This window comes from Massilia sp. NP310 (genome assembly GCF_019443485.1).
Classification (GTDB): Bacteria; Pseudomonadota; Gammaproteobacteria; order Burkholderiales; family Burkholderiaceae_D; genus Telluria; species Telluria timonae.
On sequence record NZ_CP080379.1, the window covers coordinates 1886729 to 1908220 of the forward strand.

Below are 21492 nucleotides of genomic sequence, written 5' to 3' on the forward strand. Positions count from 1 at the left end.
CACGTCCTTTGAACCTGCGCCTGCCCAGCTTTTCCGCCCGCACCATCGCGATCGGCTACGCCGTCGTCACCTTGCTGGTGCTGGCGATGTTCGCCGCGCCGCTGTGGTTCGCCTGGCACAAGAACATCGGCGAGGTGCGCACCCAGTTGCTCAAGTCGGACGCCCGCCACCTGCGCAATCTGTTCGAGCGCCAGGGGCCGCCGGCGCTGGCGGCGGCGATCGACAGCCAGGTCCATGGCGTCAACGACGGCGTGCGCAAGATCATGCTGTTCGTGGCGCCCGATGGCGCCAAGCTGGCCGGCAACCTGCCGGAATGGCCCGAGGGCGTGCCCGAGCGCGACGGCCTGTGCCGGGTGACGATCCGGGTCGACGACAAGCCGCGCAACGTGGAGCTGGTGCGGGTGACGCTGGAAGACGGCTATATGCTGCTGGTGGCCAGCAACCTCGATCGCTTCCAGCAGCTCGAGCGCCTGTTCGCGTATGGCCTGCTGGGCTGCGCGCTGGCGGTGCTGGTGGGGGCGGCGCTGGGCGGGGTCCTGATCCGGCGCGCGCTCCTGGGGCGGGTGCAGCGCATCAGCCAGACCACGGCCTCGATCATCGAGGGCAAGCTGTCGCACCGCCTGGTGGAGCCGCGCGACGGCGACGAGCTGCAGCAGCTGACCCGCACCGTGAACCGCATGCTGGACCAGATCGAGCACCTGGTGACCGGGGTGCAGGACGTCTCCAACGCGATCGCGCACGACTTGCGCACGCCGCTGTCGGAGCTGCGCGCGCGGCTGGAAGAACTGTCGGTGGCGCGTCCGCCGAGCGAAGAAACCTTCGCCGAGATCGACGCCGCCATCGACGACGTCGACCGCGTGATGGGCATCTTCAACGCGCTGCTGAGGCTCAGCGAGATCGACAGCGGCAGCCGGCGCGGCGGCTTCGTCGAGGTCGACCTGGCCGCGCTGGGGGCCGAGGTCACCGAGTTCTACGGCCCGGTGGCCGAGCTGAAGGACATCGACCTGGGCTTCGACGCGCCCGAGGATTTGCGGGTGGTGGGCGACCCGGTGCTGCTGGCCCAGGCCCTGGGCAATATGGCCGACAACGCATTGAAATACGCGCCGGTGCGCGGCGCGATCGCGATCACGGCGCGCCGCATCGACGCCGAGCGGGTCGCGGTGGTGGTGGCCGACAACGGCCCGGGTATTCCGGAACACGAGCGCACGCGCGTGATCGAGCGTTTCTACCGGGTCGACGCCAGTCGCGGCACGCCGGGTGTGGGCCTGGGCCTGAGCGTGGTCTCGGCCGTCGCGCGCCTGCACGGCGGCAGCCTGACGCTGGAAGACAACCATCCGGGCCTGCGCGCCACCCTGCTGTTGCAGGCCAATCCGGCTGCGCAAACCTATTGAGGCTTTATCTGGAAGCAGCGCCTGCGCGTTCGAGGATGGCATCGATCGAGGCGCGCGCCTCTTTCATCACCCTGGGCACGTCGACGCCGAGCAGGCGGCCGCCGCGCTTGAGAACGACGCCGTCGACGATCACCGTGTCGACGTTGGCCGGCGTGGCCGAGTACACGATCAGGGCGTAGGGATCGGCATTGGCGGCCAGGGACATGTTCAGGGCGCCGGTATCGAGCAGGATCAGGTCGGCGCGCTTGCCGGGCGTGATCGAACCGATCTGGTCGTCCATGCCGATCGAACGCGCCGCCTCGATGGTCGCCAGTTCGAGGATGCGGCGCGGCGCGATCGCGGTTTCCTTCTTGCGGACGCCGGATTCGGTGAGCGCGAGCAGGCGCATATTGGCGAACAGGTCAGCGCTGCCGGCCAGCGCAGTGCCGTCGATGCCCAGGCCGATGCGGCCCACGGCCGCGTAGTCGTCCAGCACAGTCAGGCCATAGCCGACCCGCTGCTCGGTGACCGGCGTCAGCGACAGCGCGCTGCCGGCCTGTCGAAACGCCGCCAGCTCGGCGGGCGTGGCCCCGGTGGCGTGGACGATCTGCACATCCGCGCCTAACAGGCCGCTGGCGGCCAATGCGCCATTACGCTTGCCCCCGGAATGCACCGAGACTGGCAAGCCGAGCTTGCGCGCGGCCGCGATCTCGCGGCGCCCTGTGGCAACCACGTCGGCCTTGCCCTCCCCCACGCCGCGCCAGCCCAGCCCCAGCGTGACCCGCCCCGGCCGCGCCCGCGCCGCCGCGGCGGCGAGCAGGTCGAGGTCGACGCTCTCGGCCGGCCCCAGGTCGTCATGCGCGCCAGCGAGCAACCGGGCGCGGATGCCGCTTTGCAGCAACGCCTGTTCGGCCGCCTCGAGGTGCGCCGGGCTGCGCAAGTTGTGGAAGAAATCGACGGTGGTCGTGACGCCCGAGGCCAGAGTCTCGATGGCGCCGACATAGGTGCCGATGCGAACGTCGTCCGGCGTGTAGTGCCGCCCCAGTCGCTTCTTGAGCGCGAAATAGTCGGTGTCCGGCGTATTGCGAAACTGCCCGCGCGCCGCGCTCAGCCACAGGTGGTTATGGGTGTCGACCAGTCCCGGCAGCAGGATCATGCCGCGCGCATCGATCCGCTCGGCCCCCGCCGCCTCGAGCTCGGGCCCGACAGCGACGATCCTCCCATCGCGCACCAGCACGTCGGCCTCGCGCCGGTCGCCCTGCTGCGGATCGAGACTGACGACATGCGCATTCTGGATCAGCAAGGCCCGCTGCTGTCCAAAAGCGCCCTGGCACGACGCAAACAAAAAAGCGAGCACGACACAATGCAAGAGACGCGACATGGCAATTTCCAGGCAATGAGATTGCGCCCATTCTACAAGCCAATACCGCCGAGCCGCGCGCGCCTACAAGCGCACTAATCAGGGTCAGAGTAAAATTGTTTGACAACTTCAGTAAATCAATTGATCAATAATTCGACTCTGACCCTAATTGTTGGGCAATATCTCTGATTTAGCTGAGAAATCGATGTCGAACTGATCGGCAATCTAAGAAATTGCTCAATAAATCGACTCTGACCCTCATTATTCGCGCCGTATTGAGCGCCATTTTCATTGCAGGCAGAGAACTAGTTAGAATGGAGCCCGATATTCATCGCTGATAGCGCTCGCACGGGCCAAAAATAAAGAGGGTCAGTGTCTAATGCCGCTAAGTTAAAGATCTTTGCGGCATTTTTTCGTTGTAAACGTGGCTCAGAAATGTTAACTTTCGGCCATGCTTTCTGATGCCATCCCCCTCGTCATTGACCTACCTAATCCTCTTGAGTGGAGCCGCCTTGGCGAGCATCTGCCCTACGAATGGGTGGAAGCTGCGTTAGTAGCGAACGATAAAGCGACTATCCGCTCTCGGCGGTTACCCGCGCAGCAGGTCGTCTGGCTAGTCATTGCTCTGGCGATCTATCGACACCGTTCCGTCAAGGACATTGTCGACTCGCTCGACCTGGCATTGCCCGAGTTGGCAGACCGTTGCATCACCTCCAGCGCGACAACGCAAGCTCGACAACGCTTGGGCTCCGAGCCGCTTGAATGGTTGTTTCACAAGTCGTCGCGGCAGTGGATTGCGCACGATGAAGCGCATTATCTGTTCAAGGGCTTGCATCTGCTTGCCATGGATGGCACGACATTGCGCCTGGCAGATAGCCCAGACAATCGCGAGCACTTTGGTTCTCAAATCTACCCCAACAACAAGGTTGCCAGCTATCCACAAGCACGCGGCGTGACCCTGATGATGATGGAAACCCAACTGATCCGTGATGCCCGTTTTGGACGCTACGACATCAGCGAAACGACGCATGCCCACTCTCTGCTCGAGAGCATTCCTGACGACTCGCTCACTGTGTTTGACCGAGGCTTTCTGTCAGCGCAACTACTATGCAATCTCGTCAACCATGGAACGAATCGACACTTCCTTGTTCCCGCCAAGAGCAACACCAAATGGACTCTAATCCTAGGCACGGACGACGATGGCATCGTGGAAATGATTGTCTCGCCTGCTGCACGCAAAAAAGATCCCGCTCTGCCAGAGACTTGGCGCGTGCGCGCCGTAAGAACACCGGATGACGGATCGGGAAAACAGCGGTACCTGCTTACGTCGCTGATGGATAGCAAGAAGTTCAAGGCGGTTGACTTGATTGCTTGTTATCTCCGACGCTGGCGTATCGAAACAAGTTATAGGGAACTGAAGCAGTCAATGATGGGCTCGGAGTTGACTCTGCGCAGCATGACGGTCAGCGGTACCGAGCAGGAAATCTGGGGGGCGATGATCGCTTATAACCTGATTCGCGTTGAGATCGCCAAGGCCGCGCTGGAAGCCAAATGCGAACCGACGAGCATCAGTTTTACTACTGCCCTGATGACCATCCAGAACGAGTTGATGATGACCGGCCCAGCAACAGCACAAGGGAGGATACCGGAGATGCTTAAGCGCTTACGTGGACGGTTGGTACTCGAACTGAAAGCGCAACGACCCGGACGAAAATTTGACCGCGTCGTTAAGGCAGTAGCTCAACGGTATCCAGAAAAACGGCTATCGAGAAAACCTTAACTTAGCGGCATTAGGGTCAGTGTCGAATTGTTTGCCAATTTTTGAAAATCAATTGGCTAATAATTCGACTCTGACCCTCTTTATTTCGCTGCCTGATTACAGACAGCTGCTCATTGAGAATAGCTGCCGATCAAGCGGAGAAATTGCTCAATAATTCTACTCTGACCCTCGTTGAGGGTTAGCTGCCGAAGTAGCGGCCGGCGCGGTGCCAGGCCATGACCATGCTGCTCATGGCGATCGCGCTCAGCGCGGACCAGCCGACCAGGTGCGGAGCCACCAGGCCCAGGGCCAGCAGCAGGATGACGCCGTCGATCATGACCTGGGTGCGGCCGGCGTTGATGCCGTATTTCTTTTGCAGCCACAGGGTGACGATGCCGGTGCCGCCGACGCCCGCGCCGTGGCGCGCCATGGCCAGGATGCCCATGCCGCAGAAGGTGCCGCCGCCCAGCGCCGCCGCCACGGGGTGGATGTGGTCGATCACCAGCACGTAGGGCATCAGCTTGAGCAGGCCCATCACCAGCGCGCTGCCGGCCAGCGACTTGAAGGTGAAGAGCGGCCCCATGAACAGGTAGCCGAACAGGAAGAACGGCACGTTGATCATCATGAACAGCGTGCCCACCGACATCCCGCTCACGTAGGACGTCAGCAGCGCGATGCCGGCCACGCCGCCGGTGATCAGTTGCGCCGCCTGCAGCAACACGATGCCGATCACGACGAACAGCACGCCGACGGCGATGCCGTAGACGTCATCGAGCGGCGAATGCGGCTTGACCACGACAGCACGCTGGGCCGGCGATGCCGGGCCCGGAAACATGACAGATTGGCTCATCAGCGCACCGCTGCATCGACGATGATGAAAGCGATCGCCACGCGAACGGACAGGGTCCGCCGGGTGGCCGTGCAGGGGGTAGCGACAAGCGACGAGCTGAAGTTCATGTTCCTTGCGATATGGTAGTAACAGGGATGGCGGCGCGCCGGGTGGGCGCAAATGCACGAAACGCACGGGGTATGGTGTGCTTCGGGTCGCTATTATCGCTCATGTTGCGGCGCAATGTCGATACGCCACGCATCGATGCGTACCAGATGAGAAACACCCGAGGGAACACCCTTGTGCAGCGCACTATCGCGGTGCGCGCAGCTACTATTCCGGTGCGGTTTCGACCACGAGAATCCCTATTCCGGTGCCTGCATCGCCAGCTCGCGCTCCAGGAACTCGACGCACACCCGCACCTTCGCCGAATTGCCCAGCCGCTGCGGATACACCGCCCAGACATTGGCTTCCTGGGTGAAGTCGGGCAGCAGTTGCACCAGCCGCCCGGCATCGAGATGGGGCTGGGCATGCCAGCGCGAGCGCAGGATGATGCCGGCGCCGTCGAGCGCCCAGCGCAGCGCGATCTCGCCGTGGTTGGTCGACAGCGCGCCCGAGACCTTCACCGTTTCCTCGCCGCCGCGCGCGCGCAGCCGCCACACGCCGAACGGGTGGTCGCGCTCCTTGATCACCAGGCACTGGTGCCCGGACAGCTCCTGCAGCGAGCGCGGCGCGCCATGCTGCGCGAGGTAGTCCGGCGCCGCGCACAGGATGCGGTGGTTCGCCATCAGGCGGCGCGCGATCAGCTGCGGCGCGATCTCGTCGCCGATGCGCACGTCGAGGTCGAAACCTTCGGCCACCGGATCGACCAGGCGGTCGAACACCTCGAACCGGATCTGCAGCGCCGGATAAGCGCGCACCAGCTTGGCGATGGCCGGCGCTACCACATTGCGCCCGAAGCCGAAGCTGCTGCAGATGCGCACCCGGCCACTGGGCTCGCGGCGCCGCTCGGACACCTCGTCGACCAGGTCGTCCAGGCTGTCCAGGATCGCCTGGGCCCGCCCGAAGGCCTGCTCGCCCTCTTCGGTAATGACGATGCGGCGCGTGGTGCGCTGGAACAGCCGCACGCCCAGCGCTTCTTCGAGCACGCCGATGCGCTTGCTGACATAGGCCGCCGACATCCCCAGCTCGGCGGCGGCCTGGGCGAACGAACCCTTGCGCACGACGGTCACGAACACACGCAGGTCGGCATTCTCCAGCAGATTATTCACGCTACGTGTTCCTTGCCGCCACGAAAGCCCATATTATAAACACCGTGTTTCGGATTATGCTGACCACACCTATCCAGCACTCAGGAGCCACGCCCCATGAAAACCCACAAGATCGCAGTCATCGCCGGCGACGGCATCGGCAAGGAAGTCATGCCCGAGGGCCTGCGCGCCCTCGAGGTGGCTGCCCGCCGCTTCGGCATCGGCCTCGAATTCACCACCTTCGCCTGGGCCGACTGCGACTACTATGCGCAGCACGGCAAGATGATGCCGGACGACTGGCGCCAGCAACTGGACGGTTTCGAAGCCATCTATTTCGGCGCCGTCGGCTGGCCCGAGACGGTGCCCGACCATATTTCGCTGTGGGGCTCGCTGCTCAAGTTCCGGCGCGAGTTCGACCAGTACGTCAACCTGCGCCCGGTGCGCCTGATGCCCGGCGTGCCCTGCCCGCTGGCGAACAAGAAGCCGGGCGACATCGACTTCTACGTGGTGCGCGAAAACACCGAAGGCGAATATTCCTCGGTCGGCGGCAAGATGTTCGAAGGGACCGAGCGCGAATTCGTGCTGCAGGAATCGGTCTTCACCCGCCACGGCACCGACCGCATCCTCAAGTACGCCTTTGACCTGGCCCAGCGCCGCCCCAGGAAACACCTGACCGCCGCCACCAAGTCGAACGGCATCTCGATCTCGATGCCCTACTGGGACGAGCGCGTGGCCGCCATCGGCCAGCAGTATGGCGACGTCAAATGGGACAAGTACCACATCGACATCCTGTGCGCGCGCTTCGTGATCTCGCCCGAGCGCTTCGACGTGGTGGTGGCCTCGAACCTGTTCGGCGACATCCTGTCCGACCTCGGCCCGGCCTGCACCGGCACCATCGGCATCGCGCCATCGGCCAACCTGAATCCGGAACGGACCTTCCCTTCGCTGTTCGAACCGGTGCACGGCTCGGCGCCCGACATCTACGGCAAGAACATCGCCAACCCGATCGCGATGATCTGGTCCGGCGCGATGATGCTCGAGTTCCTGGGCCAGGGCGACGCCACCTACACCGCGGCGCACGACGCCATGCTGGCCGCCATCGAGAAGTGCCTGGTCGAGGGTCCGCGCACGCCGGACATGGGCGGCTCCGCCAACACCACCGAAGTGGGACAGGCGGTCGCGCGCTATCTCGACGCCTAGAAGCGACCTGCCCAGCCGGACGAGGGCTATTTTTTCGACATGCTACGCTGGCCCCAACGATCAATCGAAGGAGCCAGCAATGACAGAGCAAACCCATCGCCCCCTGGCGCTGATCACCGGCGCCTCCAGCGGCATCGGCTACGAACTGGCCCACCAGTTCGCGGCCGACGGCCATGACCTCATCATCACCGCCACCACGCAGGCCGGCCTGGACGCCGCGGCCGACGAGCTGAAAAGCCGCGGCGCGCAAGTTGCCACTGTGGTGGCCGACCTTACCGACTTCGACGGCGTCGAAACCCTGTACGCGGCGGTGCGCGCCGCGGGCCGCCCGCTGGCCGCCGCCGCCCTCAACGCCGGCGTCGGCCTCGGCGGCCGCTTCGTCGGCGGCACCGACCTGCAACGCGAGATCGCGATGATCCAGCTGAACACGATCTCGCAAGTCCACCTGACCAAGCGCATCCTGCCCGACATGGTCGAGCAAGGCGCCGGCAAGCTGCTGTTCACCGCCTCGATCTCGGGCACCATGCCGACGGCGTACGAGGCTGTGTATGGCGCGACCAAGGCCTTCCTGGTGTCGTTCGCCGAAGCGGTCAAGTCCGAACTCAAGGACAGCGGCATCGAAGGCATCACCATCACGCTCTTGATGCCGGGCCAGGTCGACACCAATTTCTGGCCGCGCGCCGACATGCTGACCAACAAGCTCGGCGTGGGAGAAAAGGCCTCGCCGGCAAAGGTGGCCGCGGAAGGTTACGAAGCCCTCAAGGAAGGCAAGGACCGCATCGTCGCGGGCCTCGCCAGCAGCAAGTTCATCGGCAACGTCGTCAACAACCTGGCCCCCGATACGGTCAAGGCCGACCTGCATGCGGCCCAGGCCAGGCCCGGGTCGGGCCTGAAGGATTGACGACGAGGTCCGCTCAATCGGTCAAGCGCCGCATCTCCGCAATCAGGTCGGCCTTCCCTTCGAACCCGATCCCCGGCAGGTCCGGCATCGTGATGTAGCCATTCTCGACCTTCACCCCATCCGGGAAGCCGCCATACGGCTGGAACAGGTCGGGATAGGACTCGTTGCCGCCCAGCCCCAGCCCGGCCGCGATGTTCAGGGACATCTGGTGGCCGCCGTGCGGAATGCAGCGGCTGCTCGACCAGCCATGCTGGCGCAGCATGTCGAGCGTGCGCAAATACTCCACCAGCCCGTAGCTCAGCGCGCAATCGAACTGCAGCCAGTCGCGGTCCGGACGCATGCCGCCGTGGCGGATCAGGTTGCGCGCGTCCTGCATCGAGAACAGGTTCTCGCCGGTGGCCATCGGCTTGTCGTAGTAGTTGCGCAAGGTGGCCTGCAGTTCGTAGTCGAGCGGGTCGCCGGCTTCCTCGTACCAGAACAGGTCGTACTGCGACAGCGCCTTGGCGTAGCGGATCGCGGTGTCCAGGTCGAAGCGGCCGTTGGCGTCCACCGCCAGCTTCTGGCCATCCCCCAGCACGCTCAGGATCGAATCGATGCGGCGCAGGTCTTCGTCGAGCGAAGCGCCGCCGATCTTTTTCTTGACCACCGTGTAGCCGCGATCCAGGTAGCTGCGCATCTCGTCCTTCAGCTTGCCGTGGTCCTGGCCCGGATAATAATAGCCGCCGGCCGCGTAGACGAACACTTTACGATCCGGCTCGCCGTTGCCATACCGCTCGGCCAGCAGCTGGAACAGTGGCTTGCCGGCGATCTTGGCGGTCGCGTCCCACACCGCCATGTCGATGGTGCCGATGGCCACCGAGCGCTCGCCATGCCCGCCCGGCTTTTCGTTGGTGAACATCGCCTGCCACACCTTGTGCGGATCCAGGTTGTCGCCGCCGGCATCGAGCAGCGACGCGGGATCGGCCTCGAGGATGCGCGGGATGAAGCGCTCGCGCATCAGCGTGCCCTGGCCGTAGCGGCCGTTGGAATTGAAGCCGTAGCCGATCACCGGCTTCCCGTCGCGCATGACGTCCGTGACGACGGCGACCACGCTCAGCGTCATCTTGCTGAAGTCGATGTACGCGTTGCGGATCGGGGAGCTGATCGGGACGGTTTTTTCGCGGATCTCGACGATTCTCATCTGGTGTTCCTTCGCTTGCGGTTGTACGAGCCACCAGATTATTCGCTCCAAAGGCGGTTATGATTGAGGCGGATTCACTAGATTCTTAACCTGCGGTGAAAAACGAGCTCGCTTCCCACCTCGAATTCTTCGTCCTGCTGGCGCGCCACGGCAACCTGTCGGCGGCCGCCCGCGAACTGGACCTGACCCCGCCGGCCGCCACCAAGCGCCTGGCCCAGCTCGAAGAACACCTGGGCGTGCGCCTGGTGAACCGCACCACCCGCACCAGCAGCCTGACGCCCGAAGGCGAAACCTACCTGCACTACGCGACCCGGATCCTGGCCGAACTGCGCGAGATGGAAGAAGCGGTCTCCGGCACGCGCTCGGTGCCGCGCGGCCTCTTGAAGGTGAACGCGTCGCTGGGCTTCGGACGCACGGCGATCGCGCCGCTGGTATCGAGCTTCGCCCAGCGCTATCCGCAGGTCGAGGTGCAGCTCGACGTCACCGACCGCCCGGTCGACCTGGCCGCGGGCGGCATCGACCTGGCGATCCGCTTCGGCGAACTGCCCGACCAGCGCCTGGTGGCGCGCCGCGTCATGTCGAACCGGCGCTTCCTGTGCGCCTCGCCGCGCTATCTGGAGCAGCACGGCGAGCCACGCACGCTGGAAGAACTGGCGGCGCACCGCTGCATCGTGCACCGGCAGAACGACGACGCCTACGGCGTCTGGCGCCTGGTGCACGAGGGACGCAGCGTCTCGGTGAAGGTCGGCGGCACGCTGTCGAGCAACGACGGCGACATCGCCCTCGGCTGGGCGCTGGATGGACACGGCATCCTGGTGCGTTCGGAATGGGACCTGAAGAAGTATGTGGACAGCGGGCGCCTGAAGATCGTCATGCCCGACCATGTCCAGCCGGGGGCCGACCTGTATCTGTATTACCGCAACCGCCGGCATCAGTCGGCGCGGGCACGCGCCTTCATCGATTTCCTGCTCGACCGGTTCGGCGCCGGCAACGGCATCGCCGACTGAATCGCCCTGTCGGGCTGCTTTACAGGCAAGCGACAAATCTCATCGGGAAGTCGCCAAGTCCTTGATCGTAATCAGATTAATTTTTTGGCATGCTACTTGCTCCCTGCCCGGTTTCCACTCAACCAGGGAGAGACAACATGATCAAAAAAATGATGGTGGTCGCGGCAGGCCTGCTGTGCGCGCTGCCGGCATGGGCGGGCTACGTGCAATACAATTTCAACGGTCCGCTGACCGGCTATTTCGTGCAGCACGATACCGATGGGTCCATCGCCGACTTCCGGTTCGGGGTGCCGATCCAGGGTGTGGGCTGGCCCTTCCAGATGTCCCTGTCGCCGCAGTGGTCCGAAGGCAGCACCCGGATCACCGCAGTCAGTACGCATTTCCTGCAAGACGGCCCGACCAATTTCAGCATCTACAGCGACTTCGGCGGCGACCAGACCACCTGGTTCGGCATCACGTTCGCCTACGATCCGTCCGGCATCCTGTACTACAGCGCCGACTACGCCAGCTCGATTTATCTGGCCAGACCCGAGGGTTCCGGATTCGAAAGCTTTTCGGGCACCCACCGCGGCACCGTGTCCCGGGGGACCCTGGATCCCGCTTACGCGCAGTGGCTCGACTATAACGACGGCTACCAGGAGCACGTAACCCGCATCGTCCCGCAGTACGTGGGGCCGAACGAGGTGCCGGAACCGGCCGGCCTGGCGCTGCTCGGGCTCGGCCTCGCCGGCCTGGCGGCCAGCCGCCGCAAGCGCTGAACATCAAGCGCCGAGCATCAGGCGCCGCCGGTGACCAGCATGGTGACGGCCGCCGCCAGCAGCACCGTGCTGAACGCCACCCGCAACAGGCGTGGCGGCAAGGTATGCGCCAGGTGCACGCCCCACGACACGGTCAGCACGCCGCCCAGCGCCAGCGGCAGGCCGACCTGCCAGTCGACCGCGCCGCTGTGGCCATAGGTGGCCAGCGCCACGAAGGCGCCCGGCACCACCAGCGCCAGCGCCATGCCCTGGGCGCGCGTCTGCGGCATCTTGAACAGGCTCACCAGCGCCGGCACCACCACCATGCCACCGCCGATCGTGAAGAAGCCCGACACCGCGCCGCTGGCGATGCCGATCGCCGGCATCAACCGGCGCGGCACTTCCTTCACGGGCGGGGGTGGCGCGCCGGTCTTGCGCCGCGACGGCCAGCCGAAGTACAGCGCCAGCGCGAGCAGGAACAGCGCGAAGGCGTAGTGCAGCACCTCGGCGTCGATCGCCACCGCGAAGCGCGCCGCCAGCCAGGCGGTCCCGATCGAGCACAGGCCGGCCACGCCGACCGAGCGCAGGTCGACCGGATGCTTCTGGTGATAGCGCCAGAAGCCGATCGCCACGTTCGGCGCGATCATCACCAGCGCCGTGCCCTGGGCCAGGTGCTGGTTCATGCCGTACAACAGGCCCAGCACCGGAATGGCGATCAGGCCGCCGCCGATGCCCAGCATGCCGCCGGCGATGCCGAGCGAGGCGCCCAGGCCGAAGTTCAATGCGAGGTCGATCACGGAAATCATGGAGAAAGCCAAAAAACGCGACGGCCCCTCGCAAGGGGCCGCCGGATGGGGAGGGTTAGCGCATTAAACGACTTGCGCGGCAGCCAGCGCCGTCATGTTGACGATGCGGCGCACGGTGGCGCTCGGGCTCAGGATGTGCACCGACTTGGCCGCGCCCAGCAGGATCGGACCCACCGTCACGCCCTTGCCGCTGGCGACCTTGAGCACGTTGAACAGGATGTTGGCCGCATCCAGCGACGGCATCACCAGCAGGTTGGCGCTGCCCGCGTAGCCGGCGTCGATGTTGTAGATGTCGCGGATTTCCTGCGACAGCGCGGCGTCGCCGTGGATCTCGCCGACCACCGCCAGCTCTGGGGCCTGTTCGGCCAGCAGGGCGCGGGCTTCACGCATGCGGCGCGCCGACGGACGCTCGGACGAGCCCTGCGACGAGTGCGACAGCAGCGCCGCCTTCGGCTCCAGGCCGAAGTGCTGCATGGCGTCGGCCGCCAGGCGGGTGATCGCCGCCAGCTCCTGGGCGCTCGGGGTCTCGTTGACGTAGGTGTCGGTGATGAACAGGGTCAGCTTGTCGAGCACCAGCGCGTTCATCGCGGCCAGCACTTCGGCGCCCGGCGCCACGCCGATCTCGTTCCGGACGTGTTCCAGGTGGCTGTCGTAGCTGCCGGTCATGCCGCAGATCAGGGCGTCGACCTGGCCCGACTTGAGCAGGCGCGTGCCCTGCAGCGTGGTGTCGCTTTCCGCCGCGATGACCGTGTAGTCCACGCCCGCCTGCAGGCGCAGGCCGGCCTGCTTGACGGCGCGCGCGATCGCGCCCTCGTCGCCGATCAGCACCGGCTGGGCGATGCCCTCGTCCACCACCGTCTGCACCGCGCGCAGCACGCGCGGCTCGCCCGCTTCGGCGTAGGCCACCTTGCGCAGGTTGGCGCGCGCCTTGTTGAACACCGGCTTCATGAAGAAACCGGTGTGGTAGATCATCTGGCCCAGCTGGTCGCGGTAGGCGTCCATGTCCTCGATCGGACGGGTCGCCACGCCCGATGCGGCGGCCGCCTCGGCCACGCGCGGCGCGATCGCCGCCAGCAGGCGCGGATCGAACGGCTTCGGGATGATGTATTCGGGGCCGAAGGTCAGGTCCTGGCCTTCGTAGGCCAGCGCCACAACGTCGCTCGCCTCGGCTTCGGCCAGTTCGGCGATCGCGGTCACGCAGGCCAGCTTCATCTCGTCGGTGATGCGGGTCGCGCCGCAGTCCAGCGCGCCACGGAAGATGTAAGGGAAGCACAGCACGTTGTTGACCTGGTTCGGATAGTCCGAACGGCCGGTGGCGATGATGACGTCCGGACGCGCGGCCTTCGCCACTTCTGGACGGATCTCGGGTTCCGGGTTGGCCAGGGCCAGGATCACCGGCTTGTCGGCCATGGTCTTGACCATCTCGGCGGTGAGCACGCCGGCGGTCGAGCAGCCCAGGAACACGTCGGCATCCTTGACGATGTCGCCCAGGGTGCGGGCATCGGTCGCCTGCGCATAGCGCGCCTTGTTGGCTTCCATGTTCGCTTCGCGGCCCTGCCAGATCACGCCCTTCGAGTCGGTGACGTAGATGTTCGACTGCTTCACGCCCAGCAGCACCATCATGTCGAGGCAGGCGATGGCCGCCGCGCCGGCGCCCGAGCAGACCAGCTTGATCTGGCCGATGTCCTTGCCGACCACCTTCAGCGCGTTGAGCAGCGCGGCGGTCGAGATGATGGCGGTGCCGTGCTGGTCGTCGTGGAAGACCGGGATGTTCATGCGCTCGCGCAGCTTCTTCTCGATGTAGAAGCATTCCGGCGCCTTGATGTCTTCGAGGTTGATGCCGCCCACGGTCGGCTCGAGCATGGCGATGGCGTCGACCAGCTTGTCCGGATCCAGCTCGTCCAGCTCCAGGTCGAACACGTCGACGCCGGCGAACTTCTTGAACAGGCAGCCCTTGCCTTCCATGACCGGCTTCGACGCCAGCGGGCCGATATTACCGAGGCCCAGCACCGCGGTGCCGTTCGAGATCACGGCCACCAGGTTGCCGCGCGAGGTGTAGTCGAAGGCGGTCGCCGGGTCGGCGGCGATTTCCTCGCAGGCGTAGGCCACGCCCGGCGAGTAGGCCAGCGACAGGTCGCGCTGGTTCGACAGCGGCTTGGTGGCCACCACTTCGATCTTGCCGCGGGTCGGGCTGCGGTGGTATTCGAGCGCGTCGATGCGCAATTGGGTGTTCTGGGCTTCGTTCAGATTACTATCGGTACTCATGGTCTTCCTATAACTTGGGTGTCGCGGCGTGGAAGGCGGCCTTCCATTCATGGGCAAACATTCTAGCCGAAGCGACACCATCGCGTGCGGAAGCGGTTGCGCACGGTCGTGCGCTTTTCTGGACAGGCCGGCGAAGCGCCGGCGCCATGTCACGCCCCCTCTTCCAGCGCCGAGTGCCGCCAGCGCCAGGCGTTCGTGGCCAGCCAGCCCGGCACGTCGCCGTGCGCCTCGCCGCTGCCGGGAATCAGGTCGGCCAGGGTCACGCGATTGAGTTCGGCCAGATAGGCGGCGGTGGCCACCGCCAGCGACTGCTGCAGGCGGTCGTCAGGCTGGCCGCATGGCGGCCGCTCGCCATCCGCGCCGCCGCGCGCGCCGCGCGCGCCGCGCGCCAGGCCGCGCTCGGTGCAGCGCACGACTTCGCCCAGGCGGATGTCGCGCGGCGCGCCGGCCAGGCGCATCCCGCCCAGGCGGCCGCGCGAGGTCTCGATCAGCCCGGACGCGGACAGCACGCAGGACACCTTGGCCAGGTGGTGGCGCGAAATGCCGTAGCGCTCGGCGATCTCGTTAATAGTCGCGACCCGCTCGCGGTGGTTGCCCAGGTAGACCAGCAGCCGCAGGGCGTTGTCGGTGAATTCGGTCAGGTGCATGTACATGAAACGCCTCCGTGGATGGTTGATGACGGCGCGGCGTCAGCCTTCGTAGGCGCGCAGGCGCTCGATGTCGAGGATGGTGATGCTGCGCCCGGCGATGCCGACCATGCCGCGGTGGGCCATGTCGTGCAGCACGCGCGAAAAGTATTCGGGCGACAGCGACAGGCGCGACGCGATCATCTTCTTGCGCGCCGCCAGCGTCACCTGCGCGCCCTGCGGCGGATCGTCCTTGAGCAGGTAGCTGACGATGCGCTGGCTGCCGCTGCGTAGCGTATAGGACTCGACGTCCGAGATCAGGCCGTGCAGGCGCCGGCTCATGGACGCCAGCAGGCGCCGGGCGAAGCCGGGATTGCGTTCGATCTGGGCGTAGATCGCGTGCTTCGCGATGTGCAGCAGCATGCTGTCGGCCAGCGTCTCGGCCTGGGTCATGTAGGGACGCTCCATGAACAGCGGCGCCTCGCCGAAGCTCTGGCCGGGGCCGATCAGTTCGACCACCTTCTCGTCGCCTTCGCTCGAGACGATGGAGAGCTTGACGTCGCCGTAGATCACGGCGTGCAGGCCGCTGCAGGATTCGCCGCGCTCGACGACCACGCGGCCGCGCGGCACGTGCAGCTCGGTGGTCGCTTGCGCGAGCAGGTCGAGCTGCTCGGGCGAGAGGTCGGCGAACAGGGGCAGGGTTGCCAGGAACTGGCGGGGTGCGATGCGATGTCGGCTCACGATACATTCAGGGCGAGGCCCGTGGAAACGAACGAAACAGGGGCGCCGGGAACAGTGCGGCGCACCGGGAAGCGCATTCGCGTGAAAGCGGCGATTGCGCATGCCGCATCCTACAATTCGTTGACTAAATAAAAACTTGATGTGGATCAAAAACGGCCGAGCTAACCGTTGAAATTGTGAATTCGGCCTGGCAGCCGAAGCTCGTCATGGCGACTGCCGCCGTTCGGGACGTGGGGCTGGGGGGCGCAACCGGGCTGGGACCGATCGAGCGCGTGCTAGATGCTGCTCAGGTAATCCGCCGCGTCCGGCCTTGGGCGCGGCGGTTTTTCCAGCGCCGCCGTGCCCAGGCCGATGAAGCAGATCGCGCGCTCGTGCGGCGCGAGGCGCAGCAGGCGGCGCATGCCCGGGACGTCCATCGCGGCGCCGCTGGCCAGGCCGGTCGCGAAGCCGGCGACGCCGGCCGCGAGCAACAGGTTCTGCAATGCACAGCCGAGCGAGACCAGCTTCTCGGCCACCGGAATCGCCTTGGCCGCGGGATCGTCGCGCAGCACCGCCACCAGCAGGCAGGGCGCGCGCTGCGCCTTGTCGCGCGCGGTGGCCAGCGCGTCTTCGCCGCAGCCGGGATCGCGCTCGGCCAGGGCCTCGGCAAACACCTCGCCCAGGTCGGCGCGCCGCTCCTGCGGGATGAGCACGAAGCGCCACGGCCGCAGCAGGCCGTGGTCGGGCGCATGCGCGGCCGCTTCGACGATGCGGGCAAGCGCCTGGGCATCGGGTCCGGGCGCGTGCAGTCGCCGCAGCGTGAAATTGCGGCGCGCCGCCACGAGGGCCTGGAAATCGCCGTCGGCGTCGGATGGGGAAATGTTCATGCGCGCAGTATAACGAGAGCGGCGCCACCCTGCAGGCGCCGTACGATCGCAATGAACGCGGCTCAGTAGACGTCGCGCCGGTAACGGCCGGTCTCCATCAGCTGCTCGAGCCGGGCCTGCCCCAGGATAGCGGCCAGCGCCTCGTGCACCGCCCCGGCCATGCCCTGCAGGCTGCCGCAGACGTGGATCGTGGCGCCGTCGTCGATCCAGCGTCGCAGCAGGTCGGCGCGCGCATGCAGGCGGTCCTGGACGTATTCGGGCTGCGGGTCGCGCGAGAACGCCAGGTCGAGTTCGGGCAACATGCCCGCCGACTGCAGAACCGCGAGCTCGGCGGCGCACAGGCTGTCGAAGGCGCGCTGGCGCTCGCCGAACAGCAGCCAGTTGCGGCCCCGTCCCATGCCGGCGCGGCTGCGCAGGTGGCCGCGCAAGCCGGCCATGCCCGAGCCGTTGCCGATATAGATGCACGGACGGTCGTCGTCCGGCGCGTGAAAGCCCGGATTGGCGACCAGGCGCGCACGCACCGATCCACCGATGGCCAGGCGCTCGGTCAGCCAGCCGGAGGCCAGGCCGAGGCCATGCGCGTGGCGCTGCTGGCGCACCAGCAGTTCCAGCGCGCCGTCCGCCTGCACGCTGGCGATCGAATAGCGGCGCGGCGCCGCAGGCGCCTCGGGGACGGCGACCTCGAGCAGGTCGCCCGGCTGCCAGCCGGCCTCCAGGCTTGGGCGCAAGGCGATCTCGTACATCGGCGCGCCCAGGCTGCCGGGGTTGAGCAGGCGCCGCGAATGCAGCACCCAGTCGGAAAACGGTGCGGCCGCGGCGCCGGGCGGCAGCTCTCCCGCCGCGGCGCCAAGCCCGCCCAGCGCATGCATCCAGCGTCCCAGCGCCGTTGCGTCGCCCTGGTCCACTTCGATCAGCGGGAACAGCGGCTTGCCGCCCAGCGCCTGCAGGCGGCGCTCGAGCGCGTGGCCGTAGCCGCAGAAACGCGCGTAGTTGCGGTCGCCCAGCGCCAGCACCGCGAAGCGGCAACTGTCGAACATCGAATGCCACGCTTCCAGCTCGCGGCTGAAGCGCCGCGCGGAATCGGGCGCCTCGCCTTCGCCGAAAGTGCTGGCCACGAACAGCGCCTGCCCGTAGCCGGCCAGGTCGCCCGGCGCCAGCGCCGACACGGGACGCAGGTCGACCGCGCGGCCGCCCGCACGCAGCGCCCCGGCGCTGTGCAGCGCGATCCGTTCGGCCTGGCCGCCCTGGGTCGCGAAGGCCACCAGGACCGGCGCACCCGTCGCGACCACGTCGGTGTTCACCTCGGCCCGCGCCGCCAGGCTGCGCTCGCGCGCTAGCGCACGCTTCTGGCGCCGCCGGCCAAGGTAGAGCATCCAGCCGGTGATCGCGAAGCCAGGCAAGGCCAGGCTGGCCAACATCATGACGATCCGCCCCGGCAATCCGAAATAGGTCCCCGTGTGCAGCGGACGGATGGTGGCCAGGGCGCGCTGCCCGACGCTCTTGTCGGCATGGCGCTCGTCGTGGCGCACCGCGCCGCCGCCGCCGACGGTCATGCGGTTGCGCGCGCGGTCGTGCGGCGCATCCTGCGCGAGCCAGGTCAGCTGGTAGGCGCCGCTCGCGCGCTCCGGCAAGCGGATGGTCGCGCTCGACCAGCCGGGCGCGGTCGACACGAAGGTATTCCAGGCCGGCGCCAGGCCTCCCGCGCCACGCGGCGCGGCGGCGGATCTGCCTTCGCGCGGCTGCGCCATTGGTGCGCCGGCCCAGTCCTGCAAGGCGCCGCGTACGATGTCGAAACTCCAGTAAAGTCCGGTGCCTGCCACCACCAGGTAGGCGACCAGGGCCCAGGTGCCGGCGATCGCGTGCAGCGCCCACAGGAAGGATCGGCCACGCAGCGACGTGTTGAAGGTCAGCCAGCTGCGCCAGTCCTTCTTGCGCGGCCAGCGCAGATACAGGCCGCTGAGCGCCAGGCCCACCAGGCACAGGGCCAGGATGCCGAGCACGATGCGGCCCGGCGCGCGCGGCAGCAAGAGCCAACGGTGCAGCGCATCGACGAACTCGAAAAAGGCCGCGCCACGCACGGCGGGCAGCACGCTGCCGTCATAGGGGTGGATGCGGATTTCCACGCCACGCCGCTCCCCGGGCGGCGCGGCGAAGCGTACGCCGACGGTGCTGCCGGGCTGCGCCGCGATCGAGATGCTGGCGACCCGTTCGCCGGGATGGGCCTGGCGCGCCGCGCGCAGGATCTGTTCCGGCTCCAGGCGCGTCCGCTCCTGCACCGGCACGGCGAACACGCCGGGATTGATGCTTTCCACGATCTCGTCCTCGAACGCGAGGATGGCGCCGGTGAGGCCGATCACGGCCAGCAAGGTGCCGGCCGTGATACCGACGAACCAGTGCAGCTGGAACCAGACCTCGCGCACGGTCGGCAGGCGCCAGCGCCATGGCGAATCCGGCGCCGCCTTCACAGGTCCACCTTCACCGACAGCTTGACCAGGCGCGGCAGGCCGGCCGAGAGGCGCGTGCCGGCGCCGGCCCAGTACTGCTTGTCGCCCGCGTTGTCGATGTTGAGCTGCCAGGTGGTGCGCTTGCCGAAGGCCTGCGTGGCATAGCGCCCGCCCACGCTGAACAGGGTCGTGCCGCCCAGCCAGGCCTGGTTCAGGTCATTCACCGGGCGCCTGCCCGTGTAATACGCGCCCAGGGTCAGCGACAGGCCGGGCACCGCATCGAGCTCGTAGGCCAGGAAGCTGCTGGCGGTGCGGCGCGCCGCGTTCTCGGGCAGCTTGCCGTCGTAGGCGGCGCCGATGTCGCGAAATTCCGGATCGAGCACCTGGGCCGAACCCTGCCAGGACAGGCGGCGCGTGACGCGCCCTTGCGCCGACAGCTCGACGCCGCGATAGCGCTGCTCGCCGTCGGCGGTGAACACGTTGGCGGCATTGGTGTAGTAGCCGGGACGGTCGATGTCGAACAGCGCCAGCTGGGTCAGGAAGCCGCCGCCGGTGCGCCAGCGCGCGCCGACCTCCTTCTGCTTGCTCACGCCCGGCGCCAGGCGGGCGCCCTCGTTGGCGCTGCCGGCCGGCGCCGCCTCGCCTTCCTCCAGCCCTTCGGCCATCGAGGCATACAGCGAGAAGTCGGCGCGGGCGCGCCAGATCACGGCCGCCAGCGGGGTGGTTTCGCTCACGTCGTAGCGGTTGGCGCCCTGGCGGCTCCAGTAGTCGACCCGGCGCACGCCACCGATCAGCTGCCACTGGCCCAGCTGGATACGGTCGACCAGGTACAGGCCCTTGTCGCGGCTTTCCAGCGCGGCGGTGGTCGGCTGCGTCGGCACGGCGCCGAAGCCGGCGTTGCGGATCGGGACCGGGTCGTACAGGTTTTGAAACGGGATCGTGTAGTTGGACTGGTAGACCGGCGCCTGGCCCTTGTCGGTGCCGCTCGCGCCGAGCGTCAGGTCGTGGGTCAGCGCGCCGGTGACGAAGCGCCCGGCCAGCTCGGCGCGCAGCATGTCGGAATCGACGTCCGCGAACTGCGAATTGCCGGTGATGCGGCCGGCGCCGGTGGCGACGCTGGCCGCATTATCGAAGCGGAAGATCGGCAGGTTGCGCTCGCGTCTGGTCTCGGCGTGACCGGCCTCCAGGGTCAGGGCCCAGTCCTGGTTCAGCGCGACGTCGGCGCGCAGCTGGACATTGCGCGCATGCGTCTCGAAGCGCGCCCAGTCGGGGCCGACCAGGCGGCGCGGGTCGACGGCACGCGGCAACTGAATGACGCCGCCGACGGTCGGCGGCAGGTTGACGCCAACCTGCTCGGTCACGCGGCGCTTGTCGTACTCGAGGTCGGCGCGCAGGCGCAGGCGCTCGTTCACGCGCCAGTCGATGGCGGCGGAGGCGAAACCGCGGTTGCCGTTGCCGACGCCGTCGAGGTGCGAGCCGAGCGTGCCGCCGGCGGCATTGACGCGCACGCCGAATTCCTGGCGCTGCCCGAAGCGGCGCGCCACGTCGGCGCTGGCGACGGCCGAGCCGTTGTCGTCCAGCGCCAGCCCGACCGTATTGACCGGCACGCTGCCGGCGCGCTTGGTGACGAAGTTGACCACGCCGGCCGGCGAAGTGAAGCCGTAGTACAGGGCGGTGGCGCCCTTGAGCACCTCGACCCGCTCTTTGTTCTCCATCGCGACCTGGCCGAAGTTCATCAGCGGCAGCGAGCCGTTGAGGCGGTAGTTGGTGCGGTTTTCCACCGCGATGCCGCGGATGACCAGCTGGTCCCAGGTGTCGCCGCCATTTTGCTGGCGGGTGACGCCGGCCGTGTTGCGCAGCGCGTCGTACAGGCCGGCGGCGGCCTGCAGCTCGAGCACCTCGCGCGTGATCACGTTGACGGTCGAGGGCACGTCCATGACGTCCGAACCACGAAAGCTCCCCGCCTCCACGGTGTTCGGCATGAAGCCCTGCGCCCGCGTCGCCGTGACGCGCACCGCCTGCATGTCCTGTTCATCAATCTCCTGCGGCGCCGCCAACACTGGGAAAGCCTGAGACAGGGCAAGGACGATCAGGAGCGGACGACGGGGCGAAAGAAGCATGGCATGCAGGATTCATGATGGAAACCGGCAT

The 21492-nt window shown here is 66.9% G+C and carries 17 protein-coding genes; 6 read left to right on the forward strand and 11 right to left on the reverse strand.

Going from position 1 to position 21492, the window contains the following annotated elements:
• The first annotated feature begins 8 nt into the window (after positions 1-8).
• Positions 9-1391 carry a HAMP domain-containing sensor histidine kinase gene (locus KY496_RS08185; protein ID WP_219864450.1) on the forward strand — a complete coding sequence of 461 codons (1383 nt, stop codon included), beginning with the start codon at positions 9-11 and terminating at the stop codon, positions 1389-1391.
• 4 nt (positions 1392-1395) lie between these two features.
• On the opposite strand, the gene KY496_RS08190 is transcribed toward KY496_RS08185, so the two are convergent.
• On the reverse strand, positions 1396-2673 hold the full coding sequence (locus tag KY496_RS08190; protein WP_229520470.1) for an amidohydrolase family protein: 1278 nt from the start codon (positions 2671-2673) through the stop codon (positions 1396-1398).
• A 508-nt stretch (positions 2674-3181) separates the two neighbouring features.
• Here KY496_RS08190 and KY496_RS08195 point away from each other — a divergent pair.
• The gene (locus tag KY496_RS08195) at positions 3182-4510 is read left to right on the forward strand and encodes an IS4 family transposase (protein ID WP_005667704.1); all 1329 of its coding nucleotides are present in this window, start codon (positions 3182-3184) and stop codon (positions 4508-4510) included.
• Between the two features lie 178 nt (positions 4511-4688).
• On the opposite strand, the gene KY496_RS08200 is transcribed toward KY496_RS08195, so the two are convergent.
• Positions 4689-5339 carry a YitT family protein gene (locus KY496_RS08200; protein WP_229410161.1) on the reverse strand — a complete coding sequence of 217 codons (651 nt, stop codon included), beginning with the start codon at positions 5337-5339 and terminating at the stop codon, positions 4689-4691.
• Between the two features lie 344 nt (positions 5340-5683).
• Entirely contained in the window at positions 5684-6589 is a 906-nt protein-coding gene (locus tag KY496_RS08205) for a LysR substrate-binding domain-containing protein (protein ID WP_005667149.1), read from the reverse strand.
• A gap of 96 nt (positions 6590-6685) precedes the next feature.
• Between KY496_RS08205 and KY496_RS08210 the strand changes: the two genes are divergently transcribed.
• Positions 6686-7768 (forward strand): tartrate dehydrogenase, encoded by a 1083-nt coding sequence (locus KY496_RS08210; RefSeq protein WP_071362303.1) that lies wholly within the window; start codon positions 6686-6688, stop codon positions 7766-7768.
• Between the two features lie 79 nt (positions 7769-7847).
• Positions 7848-8669: an SDR family oxidoreductase gene (locus KY496_RS08215; protein WP_184238815.1), complete on the forward strand. Its 822-nt coding sequence runs from the start codon at positions 7848-7850 to the stop codon at positions 8667-8669.
• A 13-nt stretch (positions 8670-8682) separates the two neighbouring features.
• On the opposite strand, the gene KY496_RS08220 is transcribed toward KY496_RS08215, so the two are convergent.
• Positions 8683-9849, reverse strand: coding sequence for a mandelate racemase/muconate lactonizing enzyme family protein (locus tag KY496_RS08220; RefSeq protein WP_219864451.1), 1167 nt, complete (start codon positions 9847-9849; stop codon positions 8683-8685).
• 95 nt (positions 9850-9944) lie between these two features.
• On the opposite strand from KY496_RS08220, the gene KY496_RS08225 reads away from it, so the two are divergent.
• On the forward strand, positions 9945-10856 hold the full coding sequence (locus KY496_RS08225) for a LysR substrate-binding domain-containing protein (RefSeq protein ID WP_219864452.1): 912 nt from the start codon (positions 9945-9947) through the stop codon (positions 10854-10856).
• 137 nt (positions 10857-10993) lie between these two features.
• Positions 10994-11614, forward strand: coding sequence for a PEP-CTERM sorting domain-containing protein (locus tag KY496_RS08230; RefSeq protein WP_219864453.1), 621 nt, complete (start codon positions 10994-10996; stop codon positions 11612-11614).
• A 17-nt stretch (positions 11615-11631) separates the two neighbouring features.
• Here KY496_RS08230 and KY496_RS08235 read toward each other — a convergent pair whose 3' ends face one another.
• The 7 genes from KY496_RS08235 to KY496_RS08265 form a co-directional block, all read right to left on the reverse strand.
• Positions 11632-12399 (reverse strand): sulfite exporter TauE/SafE family protein, encoded by a 768-nt coding sequence (locus tag KY496_RS08235; RefSeq protein ID WP_219864454.1) that lies wholly within the window; start codon positions 12397-12399, stop codon positions 11632-11634.
• Positions 12400-12462: 63 nt separating this feature from the next.
• The gene (locus KY496_RS08240; RefSeq protein WP_219864455.1) at positions 12463-14664 is read right to left on the reverse strand and encodes an NADP-dependent malic enzyme; all 2202 of its coding nucleotides are present in this window, start codon (positions 14662-14664) and stop codon (positions 12463-12465) included.
• 149 nt (positions 14665-14813) lie between these two features.
• Positions 14814-15317: an Rrf2 family transcriptional regulator gene (locus KY496_RS08245; protein WP_229520471.1), complete on the reverse strand. Its 504-nt coding sequence runs from the start codon at positions 15315-15317 to the stop codon at positions 14814-14816.
• Positions 15318-15353: 36 nt separating this feature from the next.
• Positions 15354-16034, reverse strand: a complete 681-nt coding sequence (locus KY496_RS08250; RefSeq protein WP_051205115.1) for a Crp/Fnr family transcriptional regulator — start codon at positions 16032-16034, stop codon at positions 15354-15356.
• Between the two features lie 272 nt (positions 16035-16306).
• Positions 16307-16897 (reverse strand): nitroreductase family protein, encoded by a 591-nt coding sequence (locus KY496_RS08255; protein ID WP_005667136.1) that lies wholly within the window; start codon positions 16895-16897, stop codon positions 16307-16309.
• A 62-nt stretch (positions 16898-16959) separates the two neighbouring features.
• On the reverse strand, positions 16960-19362 hold the full coding sequence (locus KY496_RS08260) for a sulfite reductase flavoprotein subunit alpha (RefSeq protein WP_229520472.1): 2403 nt from the start codon (positions 19360-19362) through the stop codon (positions 16960-16962).
• Complete coding sequence (locus tag KY496_RS08265) at positions 19359-21461, reverse strand: TonB-dependent siderophore receptor (RefSeq protein WP_219864456.1); 2103 nt, start codon at positions 21459-21461, stop codon at positions 19359-19361. Before KY496_RS08265 ends, KY496_RS08260 begins: the two co-directional genes overlap by 4 nt.
• Positions 21462-21492: the final 31 nt, after the last annotated feature.